23 protein-coding genes and 1 riboswitch are annotated in these 22098 nt (G+C 66.4%); of the genes, 1 reads left to right on the top strand and 22 read right to left on the bottom strand.

Annotated features, from left to right (window positions below; translation table 11 throughout):
* Positions 1 to 38: 38 nt before the first annotated feature.
* From AQ611_RS03035 to AQ611_RS02945, 20 genes are all read right to left on the bottom strand, one after another.
* Positions 39 to 659 (bottom strand): YchE family NAAT transporter, encoded by a 621-nt coding sequence (locus AQ611_RS03035; RefSeq protein WP_059512389.1) that lies wholly within the window; start codon positions 657 to 659, stop codon positions 39 to 41.
* A gap of 54 nt (positions 660 to 713) precedes the next feature.
* Positions 714 to 1301: an imidazoleglycerol-phosphate dehydratase HisB gene (hisB, locus tag AQ611_RS03030; RefSeq protein ID WP_059512390.1), complete on the bottom strand. Its 588-nt coding sequence runs from the start codon at positions 1299 to 1301 to the stop codon at positions 714 to 716.
* Between the two features lie 63 nt (positions 1302 to 1364).
* The gene (gene hisC / locus AQ611_RS03025) at positions 1365 to 2435 is read right to left on the bottom strand and encodes a histidinol-phosphate transaminase (RefSeq protein WP_069233682.1); all 1071 of its coding nucleotides are present in this window, start codon (positions 2433 to 2435) and stop codon (positions 1365 to 1367) included.
* Positions 2436 to 2577: 142 nt separating this feature from the next.
* A complete protein-coding gene (gene hisD / locus AQ611_RS03020; protein ID WP_069233681.1) occupies positions 2578 to 3900 on the bottom strand; it encodes a histidinol dehydrogenase in 1323 nt (440 codons plus the stop codon).
* A gap of 40 nt (positions 3901 to 3940) precedes the next feature.
* Positions 3941 to 4600: an ATP phosphoribosyltransferase gene (gene hisG, locus AQ611_RS03015; RefSeq protein WP_059512393.1), complete on the bottom strand. Its 660-nt coding sequence runs from the start codon at positions 4598 to 4600 to the stop codon at positions 3941 to 3943.
* Positions 4597 to 5946: a UDP-N-acetylglucosamine 1-carboxyvinyltransferase gene (murA, locus tag AQ611_RS03010; RefSeq protein WP_069233680.1), complete on the bottom strand. Its 1350-nt coding sequence runs from the start codon at positions 5944 to 5946 to the stop codon at positions 4597 to 4599. The genes hisG and murA overlap by 4 nt, the downstream gene beginning before the upstream one ends.
* A gap of 13 nt (positions 5947 to 5959) precedes the next feature.
* A complete protein-coding gene (locus tag AQ611_RS03005) occupies positions 5960 to 6199 on the bottom strand; it encodes a BolA family protein (RefSeq protein ID WP_059512395.1) in 240 nt (79 codons plus the stop codon).
* 100 nt (positions 6200 to 6299) lie between these two features.
* On the bottom strand, positions 6300 to 7055 hold the full coding sequence (locus AQ611_RS03000; protein WP_069233679.1) for an ABC transporter permease: 756 nt from the start codon (positions 7053 to 7055) through the stop codon (positions 6300 to 6302).
* Positions 7052 to 7978, bottom strand: coding sequence for an ABC transporter ATP-binding protein (locus AQ611_RS02995; protein WP_069233678.1), 927 nt, complete (start codon positions 7976 to 7978; stop codon positions 7052 to 7054). The genes AQ611_RS03000 and AQ611_RS02995 overlap by 4 nt, the downstream gene beginning before the upstream one ends.
* Positions 7979 to 8178: 200 nt before the next feature.
* Positions 8179 to 8448, bottom strand: a complete 270-nt coding sequence (locus AQ611_RS02990; protein WP_069233677.1) for an STAS domain-containing protein — start codon at positions 8446 to 8448, stop codon at positions 8179 to 8181.
* Positions 8445 to 9077, bottom strand: a complete 633-nt coding sequence (locus AQ611_RS02985; RefSeq protein ID WP_069233676.1) for an MlaC/ttg2D family ABC transporter substrate-binding protein — start codon at positions 9075 to 9077, stop codon at positions 8445 to 8447. The genes AQ611_RS02990 and AQ611_RS02985 overlap by 4 nt, the downstream gene beginning before the upstream one ends.
* Before the next feature lie 120 nt (positions 9078 to 9197).
* Complete coding sequence (locus tag AQ611_RS02980) at positions 9198 to 10106, bottom strand: MlaA family lipoprotein (RefSeq protein WP_059512400.1); 909 nt, start codon at positions 10104 to 10106, stop codon at positions 9198 to 9200.
* A 55-nt stretch (positions 10107 to 10161) separates the two neighbouring features.
* A complete protein-coding gene (gene mlaD, locus AQ611_RS02975) occupies positions 10162 to 10686 on the bottom strand; it encodes an outer membrane lipid asymmetry maintenance protein MlaD (protein WP_059512401.1) in 525 nt (174 codons plus the stop codon).
* Between the two features lie 11 nt (positions 10687 to 10697).
* Complete coding sequence (gene mlaE / locus AQ611_RS02970; protein ID WP_059512402.1) at positions 10698 to 11465, bottom strand: lipid asymmetry maintenance ABC transporter permease subunit MlaE; 768 nt, start codon at positions 11463 to 11465, stop codon at positions 10698 to 10700.
* Positions 11462 to 12283, bottom strand: a complete 822-nt coding sequence (locus AQ611_RS02965; protein WP_059512403.1) for an ABC transporter ATP-binding protein — start codon at positions 12281 to 12283, stop codon at positions 11462 to 11464. The genes mlaE and AQ611_RS02965 overlap by 4 nt, the downstream gene beginning before the upstream one ends.
* Before the next feature lie 81 nt (positions 12284 to 12364).
* A complete protein-coding gene (gene thiE, locus AQ611_RS26250) occupies positions 12365 to 13663 on the bottom strand; it encodes a thiamine phosphate synthase (protein WP_231935894.1) in 1299 nt (432 codons plus the stop codon).
* Complete coding sequence (locus AQ611_RS25320; RefSeq protein WP_156789206.1) at positions 13660 to 13806, bottom strand: hypothetical protein; 147 nt, start codon at positions 13804 to 13806, stop codon at positions 13660 to 13662. The genes thiE and AQ611_RS25320 overlap by 4 nt, the downstream gene beginning before the upstream one ends.
* A complete protein-coding gene (locus AQ611_RS02955; RefSeq protein ID WP_069233675.1) occupies positions 13803 to 14618 on the bottom strand; it encodes a thiazole synthase in 816 nt (271 codons plus the stop codon). The genes AQ611_RS25320 and AQ611_RS02955 overlap by 4 nt, the downstream gene beginning before the upstream one ends.
* Before the next feature lie 100 nt (positions 14619 to 14718).
* Entirely contained in the window at positions 14719 to 14916 is a 198-nt protein-coding gene (gene thiS / locus AQ611_RS02950) for a sulfur carrier protein ThiS (protein ID WP_059512450.1), read from the bottom strand.
* Positions 14917 to 14969: 53 nt separating this feature from the next.
* Positions 14970 to 16136: an FAD-dependent oxidoreductase gene (locus AQ611_RS02945; RefSeq protein ID WP_059512405.1), complete on the bottom strand. Its 1167-nt coding sequence runs from the start codon at positions 16134 to 16136 to the stop codon at positions 14970 to 14972.
* 250 nt (positions 16137 to 16386) lie between these two features.
* Positions 16387 to 16520: riboswitch (TPP riboswitch) on the bottom strand.
* Between the two features lie 348 nt (positions 16521 to 16868).
* Here AQ611_RS02945 and AQ611_RS02940 point away from each other — a divergent pair.
* Positions 16869 to 18638, top strand: a complete 1770-nt coding sequence (locus AQ611_RS02940) for an ABC transporter ATP-binding protein/permease (RefSeq protein WP_083237210.1) — start codon at positions 16869 to 16871, stop codon at positions 18636 to 18638.
* 91 nt (positions 18639 to 18729) lie between these two features.
* Here the strand turns inward: AQ611_RS02940 and AQ611_RS02935 are convergent, their stop codons facing one another.
* Both AQ611_RS02935 and AQ611_RS02930 read right to left on the bottom strand, forming a co-directional pair.
* On the bottom strand, positions 18730 to 20268 hold the full coding sequence (locus AQ611_RS02935) for an alanine/glycine:cation symporter family protein (RefSeq protein ID WP_069233674.1): 1539 nt from the start codon (positions 20266 to 20268) through the stop codon (positions 18730 to 18732).
* Positions 20269 to 20527: 259 nt separating this feature from the next.
* Entirely contained in the window at positions 20528 to 21994 is a 1467-nt protein-coding gene (locus AQ611_RS02930) for a glutamate synthase subunit beta (RefSeq protein ID WP_069233673.1), read from the bottom strand.
* Positions 21995 to 22098: the final 104 nt, after the last annotated feature.

Below are 22098 nucleotides of genomic sequence, written 5' to 3'. Positions count from 1 at the left end.
CGTCGGCAATAGCGGCCCGAGCCGGCGCGGCGGCGGTTTCATTTCAGTCCAGGCAACAAGGCCTTGATGCCGTTGGCAATGAATTCGACGGCCAGCGCGGCCAGCATCAAACCCATCAGCCGCGTGACGATGTTGATGCCGGTGCGGCCGATCCAGTTCGCGATCGGCTCGGCCAGCTGCATCGCACCAAAACACAGCAACGCGAGCACCGCGCCGATCGCGACGAGCCCGAACCGGTCATACCAGTGGTGAGCGCCCGCCGCATAAACAATCACCGTGCTGATCGAGCCCGGCCCGGTGAGCAGCGGAATGGCAAGCGGCACGACCGCGATGCTGTTCTTCGATTCCGCCTCGTCCCGCTCCTCCGGCGTCGAGCGCGTGTTGCTGGTCTGCGCGTTGAGCATCGAAATCGCCATCAACAGCATGATGATCCCGCCGCCCGCCTGCAGCGAGCCGACCGAAATACCGAAGAAATCGATGATCTGCTGGCCGAGCAACGCCGTCACCGCAATCACGCAGAACACCGACACTGTCGCGATGCGGATGGTGTGATGGCGCTCCGCGTCCGACTGCTGAGCGGTCAGGCTCAGAAAAAACGGCACCGCGCCGAGCGGATTGATCAGCGCGAGCAGTGAAATGAACGATTTGAGCAGGTCCATCGCGATCCGGCGCAACCGCCGAAGCCAGTGGGTCGTTGTCTGTTCAGCCTGAACTCAGAGGCTGCCTTTCGTCGACGGAATCTGCCCCGCCGCGCGTTCGTCCAGCTCCACCGCCATTCTCAGCGCGCGGCCGAACGCCTTGAACACCGTCTCGAGCTGATGGTGCGCATTGACGCCGCGCAGATTGTCGATATGCAGCGTCACACCCGCATGATTGACGAAGCCGCGGAAAAATTCGATCGACAGATCGACGTCGAACGTGCCGATCCGCGCGCGCGTGAACGGCACATGGAATTCGAGGCCCGGACGCCCGGAGAAATCGATCACGACGCGCGACAGCGCCTCGTCGAGCGGCACATAAGCATGGCCGTAGCGGCGAATCCCCTTCTTGTCGCCGACCGCTTTCGCCACGGCCTGGCCAAGCGTGATGCCGACGTCCTCGACCGTATGGTGATCGTCGATGTGGGTGTCGCCATGCGCTTCGATATCGAGATCGACGAGACCATGGCGCGCGATCTGATCGAGCATATGGTCGAGAAACGGCACGCCGGTCGCGAGCTTTTGCTTGCCCGCGCCGTCGAGGTCGATCTTCACACGGATCTGCGTTTCGCTAGTGTTGCGAACGACTTGCGCCACGCGCATGGTGATTCCTTGAATTGACTGAATTAAATGGGGACCCGAAACGCGGCGCCCCGAGGTGGCCCGTCAGGGCAGCGCCAGCTTCAACGCGGCCAGAAGACGCGCATTTTCGTCGGGAGACCCAATCGTTATGCGCAAGCAATCGGCCAGCAACGGATGCATTTTACTCACGTTTTTGACCAGCACCCGCTCGGTCAAAAGGACATCGAACGCGGCAGCCGCGTCCGGCACCCGCACCAGCAGGAAATTCGCCGCGCTCGGAAACATCGTCGCGCCCGGCAGCGCGCCGATCGCCTGCGCCAGGCCGGCGCGCGCCGCGCGCAACTCGGCGGCCTGCGCATCGAGCACGTCCAGATGCGCAAGCAGATATTCGGCCGCCGCCTGCGTGAGCACGTTGACGTTATAAGGCGGGCGCACCTTGTCGAAATGCGCGAGCCACGCCGGCCGCCCGACGAGATAGCCCAGGCGGATGCCCGCGAGCCCGAGCTTCGACATCGTGCGCATCACCACCACGTTATCGAACTCGTCCGCGCGGGGCAGCCAGCTATGCTGCGCGAACGGCTGGTACGCCTCGTCGATCACGACGAGGCTCGCGCGCGCGGCCGCGATGATCCGCTCGATGTCGCGCTGCGCGAACAGCGTGCCTGTCGGGTTGTTCGGGTAGGCGAGATAGACGAGCGCCGGCTGGTGCTCGGCAAGCGCCGCGAGCATCGCGTCGACGTCGAGCGTCAGATCGGCCGCGAGCGGCACGCCGACGAAGTCAAGCTGCGCGAGCCGCGCGAGTTGCTCGTACATCGTGAAGCCCGGCACCGGCGCGAGCACCTTCGCGCCCGGTTTCGCGCATGCGGTCGCGAGCATCGCGATAATTTCGTCCGAGCCGTTGCCAAGCAGCACGTCGCAGCCGGCGGGCACGCGCATCGCCGTGCGCAGCGCGTCGATCAGCGCGGCGGGACGCGGCGCCGGATAGCGGTTCAGCGCGACCTGCGCAAGGCGCGCGCCGAGTCCGGCCGCGAGCGGCTGGGGCAGCCCATACGGGTTCTCCATCGCGTCGAGCTTCACGAAGCCCGTCGCGTCGGGCACAGGATAGCTGGTCATCGCGAGCACATCGCGGCGGATGATGTCTTCTGGCGTGGTCATGGCGGCGGCGGCGTCATGCGCCGCATGGTTCCGGCAAAGCGCGCCCGCGCGAGGCCCGGCATCGCGCGAGACGGCTCGGCCGGCCGGGTCTCGGGGGATCGTCTTTCTGGTTGCTCCAGCTCGCGTCGCGCTTGCGCGGCGCTCAGCCGTTTTGTCTCATCCGGTACTCGGCGCTTTTTGCATGCGCCTGCAATCCTTCCCCGTAAGCAAGCTCGGAGGCGATCTCGCCAAGCGTTTGCGCACCTTCCGCGCTGACTTCGATCACGCTCGAACGCTTGAAGAAATCGTAGACCCCGAGCGGCGACGAGAAACGCGCGGTGCGCGACGTCGGCAGCACGTGGTTCGGGCCCGCGCAGTAGTCGCCGAGACTCTCGCTCGTGTAGCGGCCGAGGAAGATCGCGCCCGCATGACGGATCAGCTTGCTCCATTGCTGCGGCTCGAGCGCGGAGATCTCGAGGTGCTCGGGCGCGATGTCGTTCGCGATCCTGCACGCCTGCTCCATGTCGCGCACCTTGACGAGCGCGCCGCGGCTTTCGAGCGACGCGCGGATCACATCCTGGCGCGGCATCGACGGCAGCAGCTCGTCGATCGCCTTCTCGACGCGCGCGATGAACGCGTCGTCCGGGCACAGCAGGATCGATTGCGCAAGCTCGTCGTGCTCGGCCTGCGAGAACAAATCCATCGCGACCCAATGCGGATCGGTCGTGCCGTCGCACAGCACGAGGATTTCCGACGGTCCGGCAATCATGTCGATGCCGACCGTGCCGAACACGCGGCGCTTCGCCGACGCGACATAGGCGTTGCCCGGCCCGCAAATCTTGTCGACGGCAGGCACCGTCTCGGTACCGTATGCGAGCGCGGCCACGGCCTGCGCGCCGCCGATCGTGAACACGCGGTCGACGCCGCCCAACAGCGCAGCGGCGAGCACCAGATCGTTCTTCACGCCGTCCGGCGTCGGCACGACCATCACGATCTCGCCGACGCCCGCGACCCGCGCCGGAATCGCATTCATCAGCACCGACGACGGATAAGCAGCCTTGCCGCCCGGCACGTACAGGCCGACGCGGTCGAGCGGCGTCACTTTCTGCCCGAGCACCGTGCCGTCGGCTTCCGTGTATTGCCAGCTATGGCTGCCGCATTCGATCTTCTGCTTCTCGTGATAGGCGCGCACGCGCGCGGCGGCGGCCTCTAGCGCCGCACGGCGCTTCGGCTCCAGACCGTCGAGCGCCGTCTGCAGCGCGTCGAGCGGCAGCTCGAGCGCCGCGACGTTCGGCGCGTCGAGCCGGTCGAAGCGGTTCGTGTAGTCGAGCACCGCGGCGTCGCCGCGCGCCTTCACGTCCGCCAGAATCTGCGCGACCGAGCGCTCGATCGCGTCGTCCTCGCTCGCCTCGAACGCAAGCACCGTGCGTAGTTCGGCGTCGAAACCCTCGTTTGCCGAATCGAGTTTGCGAATCTTGATAGCCATGCTGTCATCCGTTCCGTAATACGCCGAAAGCCTTTCAGGGTCAGATTCCGTCTCGTCTGGACGCACGTTCGAACGCGTCGAGGAACGGCTTCAGCGCGGCGCGCTTGAGCTTCAGCGCGGCCTGGTTCACGACGAGGCGTGACGAGATCGGCATGATCTCCTCGACCTCGACCAAATTGTTCGCCTTCAACGTGCCGCCCGAGCTCACCAGATCGACGATCGCGTCGGCAAGGCCGACGAGCGGCGCAAGCTCCATCGAACCGTACAGTTTGATCAGGTCGACGTGCACCCCCTTCGCGGCGAAATGCTCGCGGGCGGTCTGCACGTACTTCGTCGCCACGCGCAGCCGCGCGCCCTGACGCACCGCGTTCGCATAATCGAAGCCCGCCGGCACCGCCACCGACATCCGGCAGCGCGCGATGTCCAGGTCGATCGGCTGGTAGAGCCCCGAGCCGCCGTGCTCGATCAGCACGTCCTTGCCGGCCACGCCGAAATCGGCCGCGCCGTACTCGACGTAGGTGGGCACGTCCGTCGCCCGCACGACGATCACGCGCAGGTTCGGATCGGTGGTCGGCAGGATCAGCTTGCGCGAACGCTCCGGATCCTCGGCGACCGTCACGCCCGCTGCCGCGAGCAGCGGCACGGTTTCCTCAAAGATACGCCCTTTCGACAACGCCAGCGTCAACGGTGCGCTCGTCATGCTTGGCTCCCCGAAATACGGCGCACGCTCGCGCCGACGGCCGTCAGCTTCGCTTCCATCCGGTCGTAGCCGCGGTCGAGATGATAGATCCGCTCGACGAGCGTCTCGCCGTGCGCGGTCAGCCCCGCGATCACGAGGCTCGCGGACGCGCGCAGGTCGGTCGCCATCACGTTCGCGCCGGACAGCCTCGGCACGCCCGCGACGAGCGCCGTGTTGCCGTCGATCGTGATATTCGCGCCGAGCCGGTTCAGCTCCTGCACGTGCATGAAACGGTTCTCGAAAATCGTCTCGATCACCGGCGCGGTGCCGTCGGCGACCGCGTTAAGCGCCATGAACTGCGCCTGCATGTCGGTCGGAAACGCCGGATATTCGGACGTGCGGATCGCCACCGCCCGCGGGCGGCGGTCCATCCGCACGCGCAGCCAATCGTCGCCTTCGTCGATCGTCACACCGGCTTCGCGCAGCTTGTCGATCACCGCGTCGAGAATGTGCGCGCGCATGCCGGTCAGCGTCACGTCGCCGCCCGCCGCCGCGACCGCGCACAGGAACGTGCCCGCCTCGATCCGGTCCGCAATCACCGTGTGCGCCGCGCCGTGCAGCGCGTCGACGCCCTGGATCACGAGCCGGTCGGTGCCGATCCCGTCGATGCGCGCGCCCATCGCGACGAGCAGGCGCGCGAGATCGGCCACTTCCGGCTCGCGCGCGGCATTCTCGATCACCGTCTCGCCGTCGGCGAGCGTCGCCGCCATCAGCAGGTTCTCGGTGCCGGTGACGGTGATCATGTCGGTGACGATCCGCGCGCCCTTCAGACGTTTCGCGCGCGCCTCGATGTAGCCGTGCTCGATCTGAATCTCCGCGCCCATCGCCTGCAGGCCCTTGATGTGCTGATCCACCGGCCGCGCGCCGATCGCGCAACCGCCCGGCAGCGACACCTTCGCACAACCGAAGCGCGCAACGAGCGGCCCGAGCACGAGAATCGACGCGCGCATCGTCTTCACGAGTTCGTAGGGCGCGACCGGATTGTCGACGCGCGATGCGTCGAGCGCGACGCGCGCGCCGCTCGTCTCTTCGCGCACCCCCATCTGGGCGAGCAGCTTGAGCATCGTGCGCACGTCCTTCAGGTCCGGCACGTTGTCCAGATGAACGGGTTGCGCGCTCAAAAGGCTCGCGCAAAGAATCGGCAGCGCCGCATTCTTCGCGCCCGACACCGCGATCTCGCCGGCCAGACGCCGGCCGCCGTCGATCGCGAGCTTGTCCATCCCTGATCCCTGCGCTTCCCGATTATCGGCCGGGGCTACCGTGGCGACGCGCTCGACGGCGTCGCGTTCGTTGACGGTGACTTGCACTAGGCGTTTCCGGTTATACGTTCTGCCATTCGGCGGGCGTCAGCGTCTTCATGCTGAGCGCGTGGATTTCCTGCTTCATGCGCTCGCCGAGCGCCGCGTACACGAGCTGATGCCGCGCGACCGGCCGCTTGCCCTCGAACGCGGGCGACACGATCGTCGCGTAAAAATGCTGGCCGTCGCCTTCGACTTCCAGATGAGTGCAGGCAAGGCCCGCCTCGATGTATTGCTTGACCTGTTCGGGAGTCGGCAACATGACATGCTCCTCTGTGCATCAATGTGCGTCGCGCCGCGTCGGGCGTGCAGGCGTGCGCGAGCGGCGCGCGGCAGACGCGGCGGACGGAATTGGCTTCATTTCAATGGCGCAGCTTATAGCCGGTCGCGAGCAAACGCATCGCGATCAGCGCAAGCAGCACGAAAAATCCGGCGACGATCGCGAGGCTCGCGGCGGGATTGACATCGGCGACGCCGAAGAACCCGTAGCGAAAGCCGTCGATCATGTAGAAAAACGGATTGAGCCGCGACAACGTGCGCCAGACGTGCGGCAGCGAGTGCGTCGAATAGAACACGCCAGACAGGAACGTGAGCGGCATGATGAGGAAGTTCTGAAATGCGGCAAGCTGGTCGAATTTCTCGGCCCAGATGCCGGCGATGAGGCCGAGCGTGCCGAGGATCGCCGAGCCGAGCAGCGCGAACGCGACGATGTAGAACGGCGCGGCGAAGCCGACCGGGATAAACCAGATCGTCACGGCGAACACGCCCGCGCCGACCGCGAGCCCGCGCACCACCGACGCGAGCACATAAGCGCCGAAGATATCCGCATACGACAGCGGCGGCAGCAGCATGAACACCAAATTGCCGGTGATCTTCGATTGGATCAGCGACGACGAGCTGTTTGCGAACGCGTTCTGCAGCACGCTCATCATCACGAGGCCCGGCACGAGAAAGCTCACGTATTCGACACCCGGATACACGTTCACGCGCCCGGTGAGCGCGTGGCCAAAGATCGTCAAATACAGCAGCGCGGTGACGACGGGCGCGAGCACCGTCTGGAACGACACCTTCCAGAACCGCAGAATCTCCTTGTGGAACAACGTGCGAAACCCGTTCATGCCAAGCCCTCGACGACTTCCGCGCCGTTCATGATTTGCATGAACACATCCTCCAGATCGGCCTTGCGGATCTCGATCTCGTCGAAGCCGCAACCGGCCGCACGGCATCGCGCGAGAATCCTCTCGACCTCGTCATAATCGCCGACGCGCAGCAGATGGCCGGGCGCGGACGCGGGCTCAGCCTCGACTTCGAGCGCACGCAGTTCGGCGGGCAGCACACCGCGCGACAGGCGCACGAACAGTTGCAGCCCCGAGAAGCGCTGCAGCAGCGCGCGGGTGCGCTCGAGCGCGACGACTTCGCCGCGCCTGAGCATCGCGATCCGGTCGCACAGCGCCTGCGCCTCTTCGAGATAGTGCGTCGTCAACACGATCGTATGGCCTTCGCGGTTCAGCCGCGAAATGAACTTCCACAGCGTCTGGCGCAATTCGACATCGACGCCCGCGGTCGGCTCGTCGAGCACGATCACGGGCGGCCGGTGAACGAGCGCCTGCGCGACCAGCACGCGCCGCTTCATCCCGCCCGACAGCGCGCGCATGTTCGAATCGGCTTTATCGGCCAGGCCGAGGTTGTCCATGACTTCGTCGATCCAGTCGTCGTTGCGGCGCAGCCCGAAATAGCCCGACTGAATCCTGAGCGTCTCGCGCACCGAGAAGAATGGATCGAACACCAGCTCCTGCGGCACGACGCCGAGCGCGCGCCGCGCCGCGCGAAAATCTCTGACGACATCGTGGCCGCGCACCGAAACGGTGCCTTCGTCGGCGCGCGCGAGGCCGGCAAGAATGCTGATGAGCGTGGTCTTACCTGCGCCGTTGGGGCCGAGCAAGCCGAAAAACTCGCCTTCGTCGACCGACAGGCTGACACCCTTGAGCGCCTGAAGCGATTTGTAGCGCTTCTTGACGTGACGGATTTCTATCGCTGACATGACTGAGCGCGGCCCGGCGGCCGCGATGCATTCTTTATGCTGATGCGCAAGGAGGAAATGGGGACCGTTCGGCAGTCCTGCAAAACGGTTGATTATAGGGCAAACCGGCCAAGCCGGCCGGGGAACCCCAATGAGCAAGCCGGAGCCCGGCGGCCCGCTTGCGGCGGCGCGTCAGCCGCCGGCGGGCCTCGATGCGGGCGTCAATGTCGCTGTGGGAGAAGGGTGTCGATGCCGTAAGCCTGCGCGAGACTTGCAAGCTTCGGCGGCACGTTGAGAACGTCGAGCGTGGCGCCGCGCTCACGCGCGGCGCGCTGCCATGCGAGCAGCACCGCCAGCGCGGAGGAATCGAATTGGGTGAGCGCGCCGCAATCGACTGCCGTCGCGCCCGCGTCGATATGCGCGAGCCCTTGCGCAAGCACGGTCTTCGCGCTTGCGTGGGTCAGCGTCGCACCAATGCCGAAGCGGCTCACGACGACTGCTTGCCCGAAGCAAGCTGCTGGTTGCGTTCGGTCAGGAACTGGATCAAGCCATCCACGCCGCTTTGCTGGATTTTTTCGTTGAACTGCTGCTGGTACGTTTGGATCAGCCACGCGCCCAGCACGTTCAAGTCATACACGCGCCAGCCCTGCGGCGCCTTGTACAGACGATAGTCGATCTGCACCGGTTGACCGTTGTTCATCGCCACCGTGCGCACGACGACGTCCGTTGCATCCGGATCAGCGCGGAACGGCGGATACTGGATCTGCTGGTCGGGCTTCAATTGCGCGAGCGCGCCCGAGTACGTGCGGATCAGCAGCGTCTTGAACTGCTCGAGCACCTGCTGTTGCTGCGCGGGCGTTGCGGTGCGCCAGTTGCGGCCCATCGCAAGCTGCGTGGTCCGGCGAAAATCGGTGTACGGCAGGATGTCCTTGTTGACGATCGTCATGATGCGCGCGGTGTCGCCCTGCTTGATCGTCTGCGTGCGCACTTCGTCGAGCACCTGCTGCGTCGCGGTCTTGATCAACGCCTGCGGATTCGATTGATCGACTTCGGCATGCGCGGCGGCCGCGCCAAACGAGAACAGCGCGGCGAAAACGGGGATCAGAAACAGTTTCTTCATAGGTATGTCCTGCGTATGTGATCAGTGCCAGAACTTGGAACCGGCAGCGGCGGCGCAAGTTCGCGCCATCCGCCGTCAGAATCGTTTCCGGCTGTAACGAATGTAAGCGCCGGGGCGCATTCAATGCAGCCGGATGCTCGGCAGGCGAATCCCGCCCGGCGACGGCGGCACCACCTGCTGCGGCGGCACCTGCGTCGCGCTGGCCGGGTTCGGCTCAGCCGCGGCCGGTGCGGACGCGGCGCCCGCCGTTGCCGCACCGGCCGCGGGCGCGGCTGCCGCGCCGTCGTCCGGCATATCGTACTTCGGCAGTGCCTGGTCGCCATAGTTCGGCAGATCGGTCGGCGCGTTGCCGCCGATCAGCAGCTGACGGCGCTGCAGATACGCATTGCGCACGAACGAATATTTGTCGATGGCGGCCGCATCGAGCACGTCACCCGCGCCGAGCAGATTCGCGCGCGTATTGACGAGATTCAGGCCAAACAGCCCCCAGCTCACCGAATTCGGGCTCACGTAGGTAAGCGGGTTGCCCGCGTAATCCACCGCGAGGCCCGCCGTGTCGCGCACCGTGCTCGGGCCGAGGAACGGCAGCACGAGGTACGGGCCGCTCGGCACGCCGTAATGGCCGAGCGTGATGCCGAAGTCGTTCGTGTGCTTCGGCAGCTTTGCGAGCGTCGCGACATCGAACAGGCCGCCGACGCCGAACACCGTGTTGATCACCACACGCATGATGTCGCCGACGCCGTCGGCGATCTTCAACTGCACGATGTTGTTCGCGGCAATATAGACGTCGCCGATATTCGAGAAGAAATTGGTCACGCTGTCGCGCACCGGCTGCGGCACCGCCCACTGATAGCCGCGCGCGACGGGCTTCAGCGCATAGGTATCGACCGTGTCGTTGAACTTGTACATCGTCCGGTTGAAGCCTTCGAAAGGATCGCCTTTCGTGGGCGTTTGCACCGTCGCGCAGCCGCTCAATGCCGCCGCGGCCGTGAGCGTCAGCATTGCGTGGCTGATGCGAATCGTCTGCATGATGTTCTTTCCCTCGCGTTTTCTATCGTCTGTCACCGGCTGGCGCGCCGCACGCTCAATGCGCGGCCGCGCCTGACGTGGCGGCCGCCCCTGACGCCGCGGCCGGCTTCGAGCCGCCCGCGTCCGCCGCCTTGCTGTAGAGAAACTGGCCGATCAGGTTCTCGAGCACGATCGCCGATTGCGTCATCGTAATCGTGTCGCCGGATTTCAGCATTTCCGTGTCGCCGCCGGGCTCGAGGCCGATGTACTGCTCGCCGAGCAGCCCGGACGTCAGGATCTTCGCCGACGAGTCCTTCGGAAACTGATACTGTTTATCGAGATCGATCGTCACGAGCGCCTGATAGGTGTTCGAATCGAAGCCGATCGAGCCGACCCGGCCGACCACCACGCCCGCGCTCTTGACCGCCGCGCGCGGCTTCAGCCCGCCGATGTTGTCGAATTTCATCTTCACTGTATAGGTCGGCTGAAACGACAGCGAACTCATGTTGCCGACCTTCAGCGCGAGGAACAGCAGCGCGAGAAAGCCCAACACCACGAAGAGGCCGACCCAGAAGTCGAGAGCAGTCTTTTTCATCGTCATCCCAAAAAGGCTTAGCTGAACATCAACGCGGTCAGCAGGAAATCGAGGCCGAGCACGGCAAGCGACGCGTACACGACGGTCTTGGTCGTCGCGCGCGACACGCCTTCGGGCGTCGGCTTCGCTTCGTACCCTTGAAACAGCGCAATAAACGTGACGGCAAAACCGAACACGACGCTCTTGAGCACGCCATTGCCGACGTCCGCCCATATCGAGACGCCGCCCTGCATCTGCGACCAGAACGCGCCGGAATCGACGCCGATCAGCAGCACGCCGACGACGTAGCCGCCCAGCACGCCGACCGCGCTGAAGATCGCCGCGAGCAGCGGCATCGCGATCACGCCCGCCCACATCCGCGGCGCGATCACGTTCTTCAGCGGATCGATCGCCATCATTTCGAGCGCGGTCAGTTGCTCGCCCGCCTTCATCAGGCCGATTTCGGCCGTCAGCGACGTGCCCGCGCGGCCGGCGAACAGCAGCGCCGACACCACCGGGCCCAGCTCGCGCACGAGCGACAACGCGACGAGCAGGCCGAGCGCCTGCTCGGAGCCGTAGCGGTTCAGCGTGTAATAGCCTTGCAGGCCGAGCACGAAGCCGACGAACAGCCCCGACACGGCGATGATCACGAACGAATAATTGCCGAGAAAATGAATCTGTTTCGTGACCAGCCGCGGCCTTTTCAGCAACGAGAAGAATTCGAGCACGACGCGCACGAACATCCGGCTCGCGTAGCCCGTGCGCTCGAGTCCGCCGATCACGAAACGTCCGATCGTGCTGATCATCCGCGCCCTCCGCCTAGTCCGAAGTCCGCCGCGAGCGGCTGGCTCATGTAGTGAAATTTGAACGGGCCGTCCGGCGCGCCGTCGATGAATTGGCGCACGCTCGGCTCGGTCGACGCGCGCAGCTCGTCGGGCGTGCCCTCGGCCAGAACGCCGCCGTTCGCGAGGAAGTACACGTAATCGGCGATCGCGAACGATTCCGGCACGTCGTGCGTGACGAGGATCGACGTCGCGCCGAGCGCCTGATTCAGCGTGCGGATCAGGTTCGCGGTGATGCCGAGCGAAATCGGATCGAGCCCCGCGAACGGCTCATCGTACATGATGAGCTGCGGATCGAGCGCGATCGCGCGCGCAAGCGCGATACGCCGCGCCATCCCGCCCGACACCTCGGACGGCATCAGCTCGCGCGCGCCGCGCAGGCCGACCGCGTTGAGCTTCATCAGCACGAGATCGCGGATCAATGCTTCCGGCAAATCGGTGTGCTCGCGCAGCGCGAACGCGACGTTGTCGAACACCGACATGTCGGTAAACAGCGCGCCGAACTGGAACAACATCCCCATCTTGCGGCGCAGCGCATAAAGGCCGTCGCGCGTTTGCGCGCCGACGTCGTCGCCGTCGAACAGCACCTGGCCGCGACGCGCGCGCACGAGCCCGCCGATCAGGCGCAGCACGGTCGTCTTGCCGCAGCCGGAACCGCCCATCACCGCGACCACCTGGCCGCGCGCGAAGCGCATGTTCAGATTCGACAGCACAAGACGATCGCCGTAGCCGAAATCGACGTCGCGAAGCTCTAGCAGGGACTCAGAGGAGGAGGCGCTCACGGAGCTGACATTCCTGTTACGCGGAACGTCGAATTATAGGGCCTGCACCGGAATGTTGTTGCGACGCCCCCTGCGGGCCGGTCAGAGATTGTCAAATTGACCGGCAAATATCTTCTGCATTGCAATAATTGCCGATCGATAGTCGGCCGCGCCGGTGACCGCGCTGACGACCGCCGCACTGCCCACCCCCGTCGCGAGCACGGCCGCGAGCGTGTCGACGGTGATTCCGCCGATCGCGACGAGCGGCGCGCGCCCGGTGGCGATGCGCGCATAGCGCGCGATGCGCGCGAGCCCTTGCGGCGGCGCGGCATCGGCCTTGGTGCGGGTCGCGAACACCGGGCCGAGCGCGAGATAGCTCGGCTTGACGTGCAACGCGACGAGCATTTCGTAGTAGCCGTGGCTCGACAGCCCGAGCCGCGCGCCCGCCTGCGCGATCGCGGCCAGATCGGCGGTGTCGAGATCCTCCTGACCGAGATGGACGCCGTAGGCGCCCGCCTCGAGCGCAAGCCGCCAATGATCGTTGATGAAGAGACGCGCATGCGGATAGCGGCGGCTCGCGGCGACGGCACGCTCGATTTCCGCGCGTAGCCTGTCGGGCGCCGCCCCCTTCACGCGCAACTGAACGGTCGTCACGCCGCAATCGAGCACTCTTTCGACCCAATCGGCGCTCGGCAGCACCGCGTAGAGGCCCAGCCGCTCCGGGCATGGCGGAAAGCCGGGCGCGGGTGCGGCAGGCGCGCTCAACGCGTGCGGCAGGCGCGCGAAATCGGTTGGCCACGGCGGGAGGTTGCCGTCAGCACGCGCGTCGGCGGGGTGGCAAGGATCGGCGCAATCCGTGCCGTTACCGCGCGCTTCGCCGCGATTTACGCCCATGCCGCGCATGCCGCCGCCAAGCAGCGGGCCGGCATTGCGCATCGGGCCCGCAGAGGCTCTGGCATCGTGCGCATCATCGCGATGCGCGCCGGCGCCGGCCGCCTCGTCGCCGTCGCGCCATGCAAGCGCGAGGACGAGCGCGTCGCGCGTGTCGAAGCCGCAATCGATGAATGCGGCGAGCGCGGCGATCCAATCGTCCGCGAGCGGCCCGCGCGAAGCGAGCGCGCAGCGTGAGCCGCCCGCATGGAGCGTCGCCGATGCATCGTCGATCACGATCACGGCCGCCCCCGCCGCCGTCAGCCGCGCGAGCGACTCGCCGCGCGCGGCGGCGTCGCCCGCCGCCGCGACGACGACATCGCCCGCGCGCGCAGGCTCGGGCGGCGCAAGGCAGATGCGCGCCGGCGCGGTTGACGCCGGCCATACGCCGAGCCTCGCGCGAATCCGCTCAGCGGCTTCGGCCAGCTCGTCGGCAGGCGGCCAGAATATTTCGGACAGCGCGGCGCTCATACCCGCCCGCCCAGCGCACCGGCGAATCCGGCCGCGAACGCCCCCGGCCGATCGGACAGCGCGGCGCCGATGCGCGTGCCGCGCCCCGCATCGACGGCCCTTCCCGCCGGCGTCTCCGACCCGCTGAATTGCGCTGCGCTCATACACGCCCCCCATCCTGATGCCAGAACGGCATTCCAACGACGGGCGTGCTCGCTTGCGCGGCCTCGCGCGGCTCCATCTGGCCCGCGAGATAAGCGGCGCGCCCCGCATCGACGCCCAGCGCGAACGCGCGCGCCATGATCTCCGGATGCGTGGCCTGTGAAACCGCCGTATTGAGCAGCACGCCGTCGAACCCCCACTCCATCACCTGGCACGCGTGCGACGGCACGCCCAACCCTGCGTCGACGATCAGCGGCACGTCGGGCAGCCGCTCGCGCAGCACGCGCAGCCCATACGGATTCACGATGCCCTTGCCGGTGCCGATCGGCGCGCCCCACGGCATCAGCACCTCGCAACCGGCGTCGAGCAGACGCCGGCCGATCACGAGATCCTCGGTGCAATACGGCAACACCTTGAAGCCGTCCTTCACGAGCAGCGCCGCGGCCTCGACCAGGCCGATCGGGTCCGGCTGCAACGTGTAATCGTCGCCGATCAGTTCGAGCTTGATCCAATCGGTGTCGAATATCTCGCGCGCCATCTGCGCGGTGGTCACCGCCTCCGCGACCGTCTGGCAGCCGGCGGTATTCGGCAGCAACGGCACGCGATGCTGCTTGAGCAGCTCGAAGAAACCGGCCTCGGCCGTGCCGGCGTTCATTTGCCGGCGCAGCGCGAGCGTCACCATGCCCGGCCGCGCGGCCGCGATCGAATCGGACAGCGATTGCAGCGACGGATAGCGCGACGTGCCGAGCAGCACGCGGCTCGCGAGGGTTTTGCCGTAAAGCGTGAGCGTGTCGGCGCAAGGAATGGAGGTCATCGAAGCATCCTTGGTTGAAACTGAAGCCGCGGCCGAAGCAGCCATCAAGCGGCGAATCGATCGTCAAATCGGGCGGCGCGCGCCATGCGCGGAGGCGGCATCAGCCGCCCGCCACCGGATGCACGACGTCGAGCTTGTCGCCCGCCGCGAGCGCGCGCGTGGCGTGCTCCGAGCGCGCGACGAACGCGCCGTTCAGCGCAACCGCATAGGGCGGGCGCGCGCCGTATGCGGCAAGCGCATCGGCAATCGTCGCGCCGCCGGGCAGCGTCAGCGTCTGCTGATTGATCTGGAAATTGATCGGATTGTCCATCGTGTCGCCATCTTCTTTGCCGTAACTGTCTGTCAGGTTCGTCATGCTCTCGCATGGCTCGATCCGCACGCCGCGCCCGCTTGCTGACGCTCGGCGCCGAGATGCAGCAGCGCGGGCCAACGTGCATCGGCGCGCCAGGCGGCAAACGTGTCGGCATCGTGGACCGTTCGCTCGAGCAGCGCCTGCGCAAAGCAAGCCGCGGTATCGGCAACCTCCGGCGCGATCATGAAACCGTGCCGGTAAAGCCCGTTGACCGCGAGCGTCGCGCCGCCATGCCAAACGAGCGCCGGCCGATGATCGGGCAGCGTCGGCCGGCACTGCGCATTCAATTCGAGGATGCGCGCCTCGCCGAACGCCGGATGCACCGAAAACGCGGCGCTCAGCAGTTCGAGCGCGGAGCGCACGCTAACGGGCGACATGTCCTCGCCCTCGATCTCGGTCGCGCCGATCACGTACAAATCGTGCTCCTTCGGCGCGACGTAAAGCGGATAGCGCGGATGCAAAAGCCTGACGGGCCGCGTGAGCCCGATGCCTGGCGCATGCACGCGCGCGACTTCGCCGCGAATCCCTCGCAACGCCGGCCATTGCGCTTTCGCGCCGAGCCCGCGGCAGTCGATCGTGATGCGCGCGGCGCGCGGCGCATGCGCGTCGACGCCCGCGTGCCAGTGCACGTCGACGCCCCGCTCGTCGAGGCCCGCCGCGAGTGCGTGCAGCGCCTGGCGGTTATCGAGCTGGCCTTCGCGCTGCAACAGCAGGCCGTGCGCGAAGCGCCCCGCGAGCGCCGGCTCCGTCGCACCGATCTGCGCGGCCGCGAGCGGCACGAGGCCGCCGTCGAGCAGATCGGCGCGCGCGTTCGCGCGCACGCGGCGCTCGAAAAGCGGCGCTTCCGCGCGATCCGCGTGATGCCAAACGATGAGTGTGCCGTTGCGCTGAAAAAAAACCGGCTCGGGCAACTCGGCAAGCCAGCGCGGCCAGCGGTCGAGCGATGCCGCGCCCAGATCGGTGATAAAGCGCTCGGCGCTTGCCGCCTCGGCGAGCGGCGCGAGCATCGCTGCGGCCACCCACGCGGCAGACGACGTGCCGGCGGCGTCGCCGCGCTCGTAAAGCGAGACGCGGTGCCCCGCGAGCGCGAGACGCCATGCGATCAAACGGCCGACCAGGCCGCCACCCAGCACGGCGAAATCCGGTTCGGCCGAGCGCGGGTTCATCGCGCCCGTCCGTCGAACGTGTCACGGCCAAGCCGCTGCGGCGCCGGCGCGCCGGACGCGAGTAGGCAGGCGGCCGATAGCAGGCTGCCGCGCCAAAGAACTGAAGAATGAACGCTCATCGATTCCATCCGCCACGCGCGAACGCGTATTCAAAAGGACGAAACCGGCGAAAGAGGCCGGCCGCAACCGTACTGTGCTGTGCACGTTGCACACGATCGCGCCCGGATCGGGCGGCGCCAGGAAAACAGGGCCGGCGGGATCGGAAACTTCCCGCGCCGGTATTATCCGGATCGGGTGCGAAGGGACTCTCTCAGCCTCGTTGCGCGTATGCCCAAGCCGATCATCGGCCGGGTCGCGGCGCACGAAGCACCCCTGTTTCGTCGTCGGCCATTAGACCATAAAAGCGCAAACGGCGGCAAACCGTGCATGCCCGCGCATTCGCGCGCCGCGTGCGAGGCTGGCACAATGCGCGTGATCGTGCGCGTGATCGCCGCGTCGGCCGGCGAATCGCGCGCGCCGCTCGGCGGGCATCGCCCACGGCGCGGGCCGGCGTGATCGGCACCGCGCGCATCGAGCGGCATCGGGCACCGGCGGGCATCGCCCGGCTCACGCATCATCGCGCGCCGTTTGAGATTAAGCGCCGTTTAAGACGCCGCCGACAGAATTCGCCGCACGCCAACAGTAGTCGCAAGCCGTGCGCCGCGACGCCAGCAACGTCCGATCAGGAAGCACATGACTCAGCCACCCTCGTCCGCCGTCTCGCATCCGGCCCATCCGTCACCGGACGGAAACGGCAAGATTTCCGCCTGGAGTCTCATCAAGCCCTATTGGGTCAGCGACGAATGGAAGACGGCGTGGGGGCTGCTCATCACGATCATCGCGATCAACCTGACGATCGTCTGGATCAACGTGCGGATCAACGCATGGAACACCACGTTCTACGATGCGCTGCAATCGAAGGACGTGCACGACTTCCCCCGTCTGCTGGGCACATTCACGGCGCTGGCGTTCGGCTACGTGATTCTCACCGTCTACAGCCTCTATCTGCGCCAGATGCTCGGTTTTCGCTGGCGCCAGTGGCTGACGTCGCGCTATCTGCGCGACTGGCTCGGCGAGCGCAATTTCTACCGCATCGAGCGCGACCGCCTCGCGGACAACCCGGACCAGCGGATCGCCGACGATTTGCAAGCGCTCGCATCGACGACGCTGTCGCTGTCGCTCGGCCTTCTGTCGACGGTCGTCACGCTGATCACGTTCATCACCGTGCTGAAGACGATCGCGGGCGCGGCCACGTTCTCGTTCAACGGTCATGTGATCACCATCCCGAACTACATGGTGTGGGCGGCGCTGATTTACGCAATCGCCGGCTCTTACGTGATACACCGGTTCGGCCATCCGCTCGTGTCGATCAACTACCAGCAGCAACGCGTCGAGGCGGATTTCCGCTTCGGCCTGATCCGCATCCGCGAGAATACAGAGCAGATCGCGTTCTACAACGGCGAGCCGACCGAAGCCGCGCACGCGCAAAACCTCTTTCAGCGGATTCGCGACAACTGGTGGCGCGTGATGCAATACACGAAGCGTTTGACGTTCGTATCAAGTGTCTATGGACAGATCGCGCTGATCTTTCCGATCGCGGTCGCGGCACCCCGCTATTTCGCCGGCGCATTCTCGTTCGGCGTGGTGATGCGCATCGTCGACGCATTCGGCAACGTCAGCGATTCGTTCTCGTGGTTCATCGGCAATTACGGCACGCTCGCCGAATGGCGGGCAACCGTCAATCGTCTGAGCGAGTTCAAGCGGGTGATGGATGCGTCGCATCTGAAGGAATCGCTGTCCCCCGCCACCGAGCACGGCGGCATCAATCTGCATTACGTCGACGCGAACGCGTTGACGACGGCGCACCTCAAGCTCGCGCTGCCGGACGGCACGCCGCTCGCGTCGATCGGCAGCGTGACGATCGAGCCCGGCTCGCGCTGGCTCGTGCGCGGGCCGTCCGGCTCCGGCAAAAGCACGCTGATGCGCGCGCTCGCGGGCCTCTGGCCATTCGGCGACGGCGCAATCGACGCGCCCGTCGGCGCGCGGATGATGTTCGTGCCGCAGCAAAGCTATTTGCCGATCGGCACGCTGAAGGCGGCGCTCGCCTACCCGTCGGCCGCCGATGCGTTCAGCGACGACGCGTGCCGCGACGCGCTCGCCACGTGCGGCCTCGCCGGCTACGCGGCGCGCCTCGAGGAAACCGGTCACTGGACGCGCATGTTGTCGCCGGGCGAGCAGCAGCGTCTCGCGGGCGCGCGGGTGCTGCTGCACCAGCCTGACTATCTATTCCTCGACGAAGCCACGAGCGCGCTCGACGACGACAACGAAGAACGCCTATACCGGCTTTTCAACGAGCGGCTGCCGAACGCGGCAATCGTCAGCATCGCGCATCGTAAGTCGCTCGCGGTATTCCATCGGCAAACGCTCGATATACGCCGCGACGATACGCGCGCGGCGGCTTGAAAATCCGTCGCGGCGCGCGCCGCATCGTCGATACGTTGCCGAGACGACGCGATGCGCCGGCGTGACGAAGCGGCGCCGCCGGCCGCCACCGTCAACGCGCTGAGCCGGAGCCGAACGGCCCGACGGCCCGCTGCGCGCCGTGCGCATGCGCGTTGGCACCGCGTCCGGCCGCGGAATCGTCGGCGGGCCGCCCGCCCCGGGGCAATGGCCCATGCTCGCCCCAAACGTCGTTGGGCAGCACGTGTTCGAGCGCGGGAATCGTCTTGCGCGTGAAAACCGGCTCGGCCACGCCCGCCGCCCGCTGCCGCTGATAATCGCGCCACGCGGCAAGCGCGTACTTGCCGAGCGCGAGAATCGCGAGCAGGTTGATCAGCGCCATGATGCCCATGCTGGTATCGGCCATCGCCCACACCAGCGGCAGTTCGCCGACGCTGCCGAACATCACCATCGCGAGCACCGCGACGCGAAACACCGCCAACACGCCGCGCCGCTGCGCGACGAATTCGACGTTGCCTTCCGCATACGCGTAATTGCCGATCACCGACGAGAACGCAAGGAAAAAGATCGCCACCGCCATGTAGATGCCGCCCCAATCGCCGACGTGGCTCGAGATCGCGCGCTGCGTGAGCGCCGCGCCCTCCATCGACGAACCCGGCACGTACTGACCGGACAGCAGGATCACGAACGCGGTCGCGCTGCAAATCACGATCGTATCGACGAATACGCCGAGCATCTGGATCAGCCCCTGCGTGACCGGATGCCGCGTGCTCGCGGTTGCCGCCGCATTCGGCGCGCTGCCCATCCCCGCTTCGTTCGAAAACAGGCCGCGCTTCACCCCGATCGCGACCGCCTGGCTCACCGCGTAGCCCGCGAGGCCGCCCGTCGCCTGCTCGAAACCGAACGCGCTTTTCACGATCAGCGCGATCATCTGCGGCACGAGCGCGACGTGCGTGGCGACCGCGTAGACGGCGAGCGCAAGATAGCCGATCGCCATGACGGGCACGATCACCTGCGCGACGTGCGCGATCCGGCGGATGCCGCCGAAGATGATCGGCGCCGTCAGCGCCACGAGCCCGAGACCGACCGCCGCGCGGCTGAAGCCGAACGACGTATGGAACGCGTCGGCGATCGCGTTCGCCTGCACCGCGTTAAACACGAAGCCGAACGCAAGCACCAGCGACAGCGAAAACAGCACGCCCAGGCCGCGCGAGCGCAGCCCGATCTGGATGTAGTACGCCGGGCCGCCGCGATAGGTGCCGTCATGGTGAGACACCTTGAAGATTTGCGCGAGCGTGGCTTCGACGAACGCCGACGACATCCCGATCAGCGCAGTCACCCACATCCAGAAAATCGCGCCGGGGCCGCCGAGCGTCAGCGCCACCGCCACGCCCGCGATATTGCCGGTGCCCACACGGCTCGCCAGCCCGGTGGCGAATGCCTGAAACGACGAAATGCTGCCCGGCTCGCCCTTGCTGCCGACCACACGCATGCTGAGCAGCAACGCGCGTAACTGAATCATCCCGAAGCGCAGCGTGAACCATGCGCCTGCGCCCAGCAGCAGCGCGATCAGCACGTAGCTCCAGAGAATGCCGTTGATTCCGTTGATCAACGTGCCCACCATACCGTCCATTCGTCGGCCTCCTTGTTGGGGTCAAACCATTGCTTACCCGACCGGAAGCCGGCCGAAGCGCGTCATGATATGACAAGTTGGCCTGAATATTACGAAATAGAAAGATTTGGATGGGAAACGAAAGAAATCGCCGTCACGCGCGCCGGCGGACGATGCGCGCGGCCGCCATCTGCCTGCGCACGCCACGGCGGGCGCAAAAAAACCGGGCGTCCCCGCAGAGACGCCCGGCTCTCACAGGCCCGCGATGCCGCCGCGTCGATCAGCGCGGCAGCTCCGAATGCCCCATCAAATACGCATCAACCGACCGCGCGCACTGACGGCCTTCGCGGATCGCCCAAACCACAAGCGATTGGCCCCGGCGCATGTCGCCCGCGGCAAACACCTTGTCGACCGACGTGTAATACGCGCGATCGCCTTCGGTGCCCGCACGCGCGTTGCCGCGCGCATCCTTCGCGACGCCGAACGCGTCCAGCACGGGCGCGGCCGGTTGCGTAAAGCCCATCGCGAGCAGCACCAAATCGGCCTTGATCTCGAATTCGGAGCCCGGCACTTCCTGCATCTTGCCGTCCTTCCATTCGACGCGCGCCGCGATCAGCTTCTCGACCTTGCCGTTCTTGCCCTCGAAACGCTTCGTCGCGACTGCCCAATCGCGTTCGCAGCCCTCCTCGTGCGACGACGACGTGCGCAGCTTGATCGGCCAATACGGCCACACGAGCGGCTTGTTCTCCAGCTCAGGCGGCTGCGGCAGCAACTCGAACTGCGTGACGTGCTTCGCGCCGTGCCGGTTCGACGTGCCGACGCAGTCGGAGCCCGTATCGCCGCCGCCGATCACGACGACGTGCTTGCCCTTCGCGGTGAGCTGGTCGACAACCTTGTCGCCCGCATTGACCTTGTTTTGTTGCGGCAGGAATTCCATCGCGAAATGGATGCCCGCAAGCTCGCGCCCCGGCACCGGCAGATCGCGCGGCGTCTCAGAGCCGCCCGCGATCACGACCGCGTCGAACTCGTCCTTCAGCGTATCGGGCGACACGGTTTGCTGCGCCGCATTGCCGATCGTCTCGGGCAACGGCTCGCGGCCGATGAACACGCCGGTGCGGAACGTCACGCCTTCTGCTTCCATCTGGCGCATCCGGCGGTCGATCAGCCACTTTTCGAGCTTGAAGTCGGGAATGCCATAGCGCAACAGTCCGCCGATCCGGTCGTTCTTCTCGAACACCGTCACGTCGTGGCCGGCGCGCGCGAGTTGCTGCGCGGCCGCCAAGCCCGCGGGACCGGAGCCGACGATCGCCACCTTCCTGCCCGTCTTGTGCTTGGGGGGCTGCGGCTGAACCCAGCCCTGCGCCCATGCCTTGTCGATGATCGCGTGCTCGATCGACTTGATGCCGACGGGATCGTCATTGATGCCGAGCGTGCACGCCGCCTCGCACGGCGCGGGGCAGATGCGGCCCGTGAACTCGGGAAAGTTGTTCGTCGAGTGCAGCACGTCGATCGCATGCCGCCAGTCCTGCCGGTAAACGAGATCGTTGAAGTCCGGAATGATGTTGTTGACCGGACAGCCGTTGTTACAGAACGGAATCCCGCAATCCATGCAGCGCGCGCCCTGGATCTTCGCATCGTCATCGGCGAGCGCGGCGACGAATTCCTTGTAATGCTTGACGCGCGTGAGCGGCGCTTCATACGCCTCGTGACGGCGTTCGTACTCCAGAAAACCGGTGATCTTGCCCATGGGGTTCTCTTCTGAATCGATTGTGATCGGTAACGGTGACCGCGCCCGCCGCTCAGGCAGGCGCGGTCGCCAAGTCGTCGAGCCGCCCGGCGCCCGGCCGGGCC

Source organism: Burkholderia singularis, from assembly GCF_001718875.1.
GTDB classification, from domain to species: Bacteria; Pseudomonadota; Gammaproteobacteria; order Burkholderiales; family Burkholderiaceae; genus Burkholderia; species Burkholderia singularis.
The sequence above is the reverse complement of the archived record's forward strand: the minus strand, read 5'-3'. Positions and strand labels throughout refer to the sequence as shown.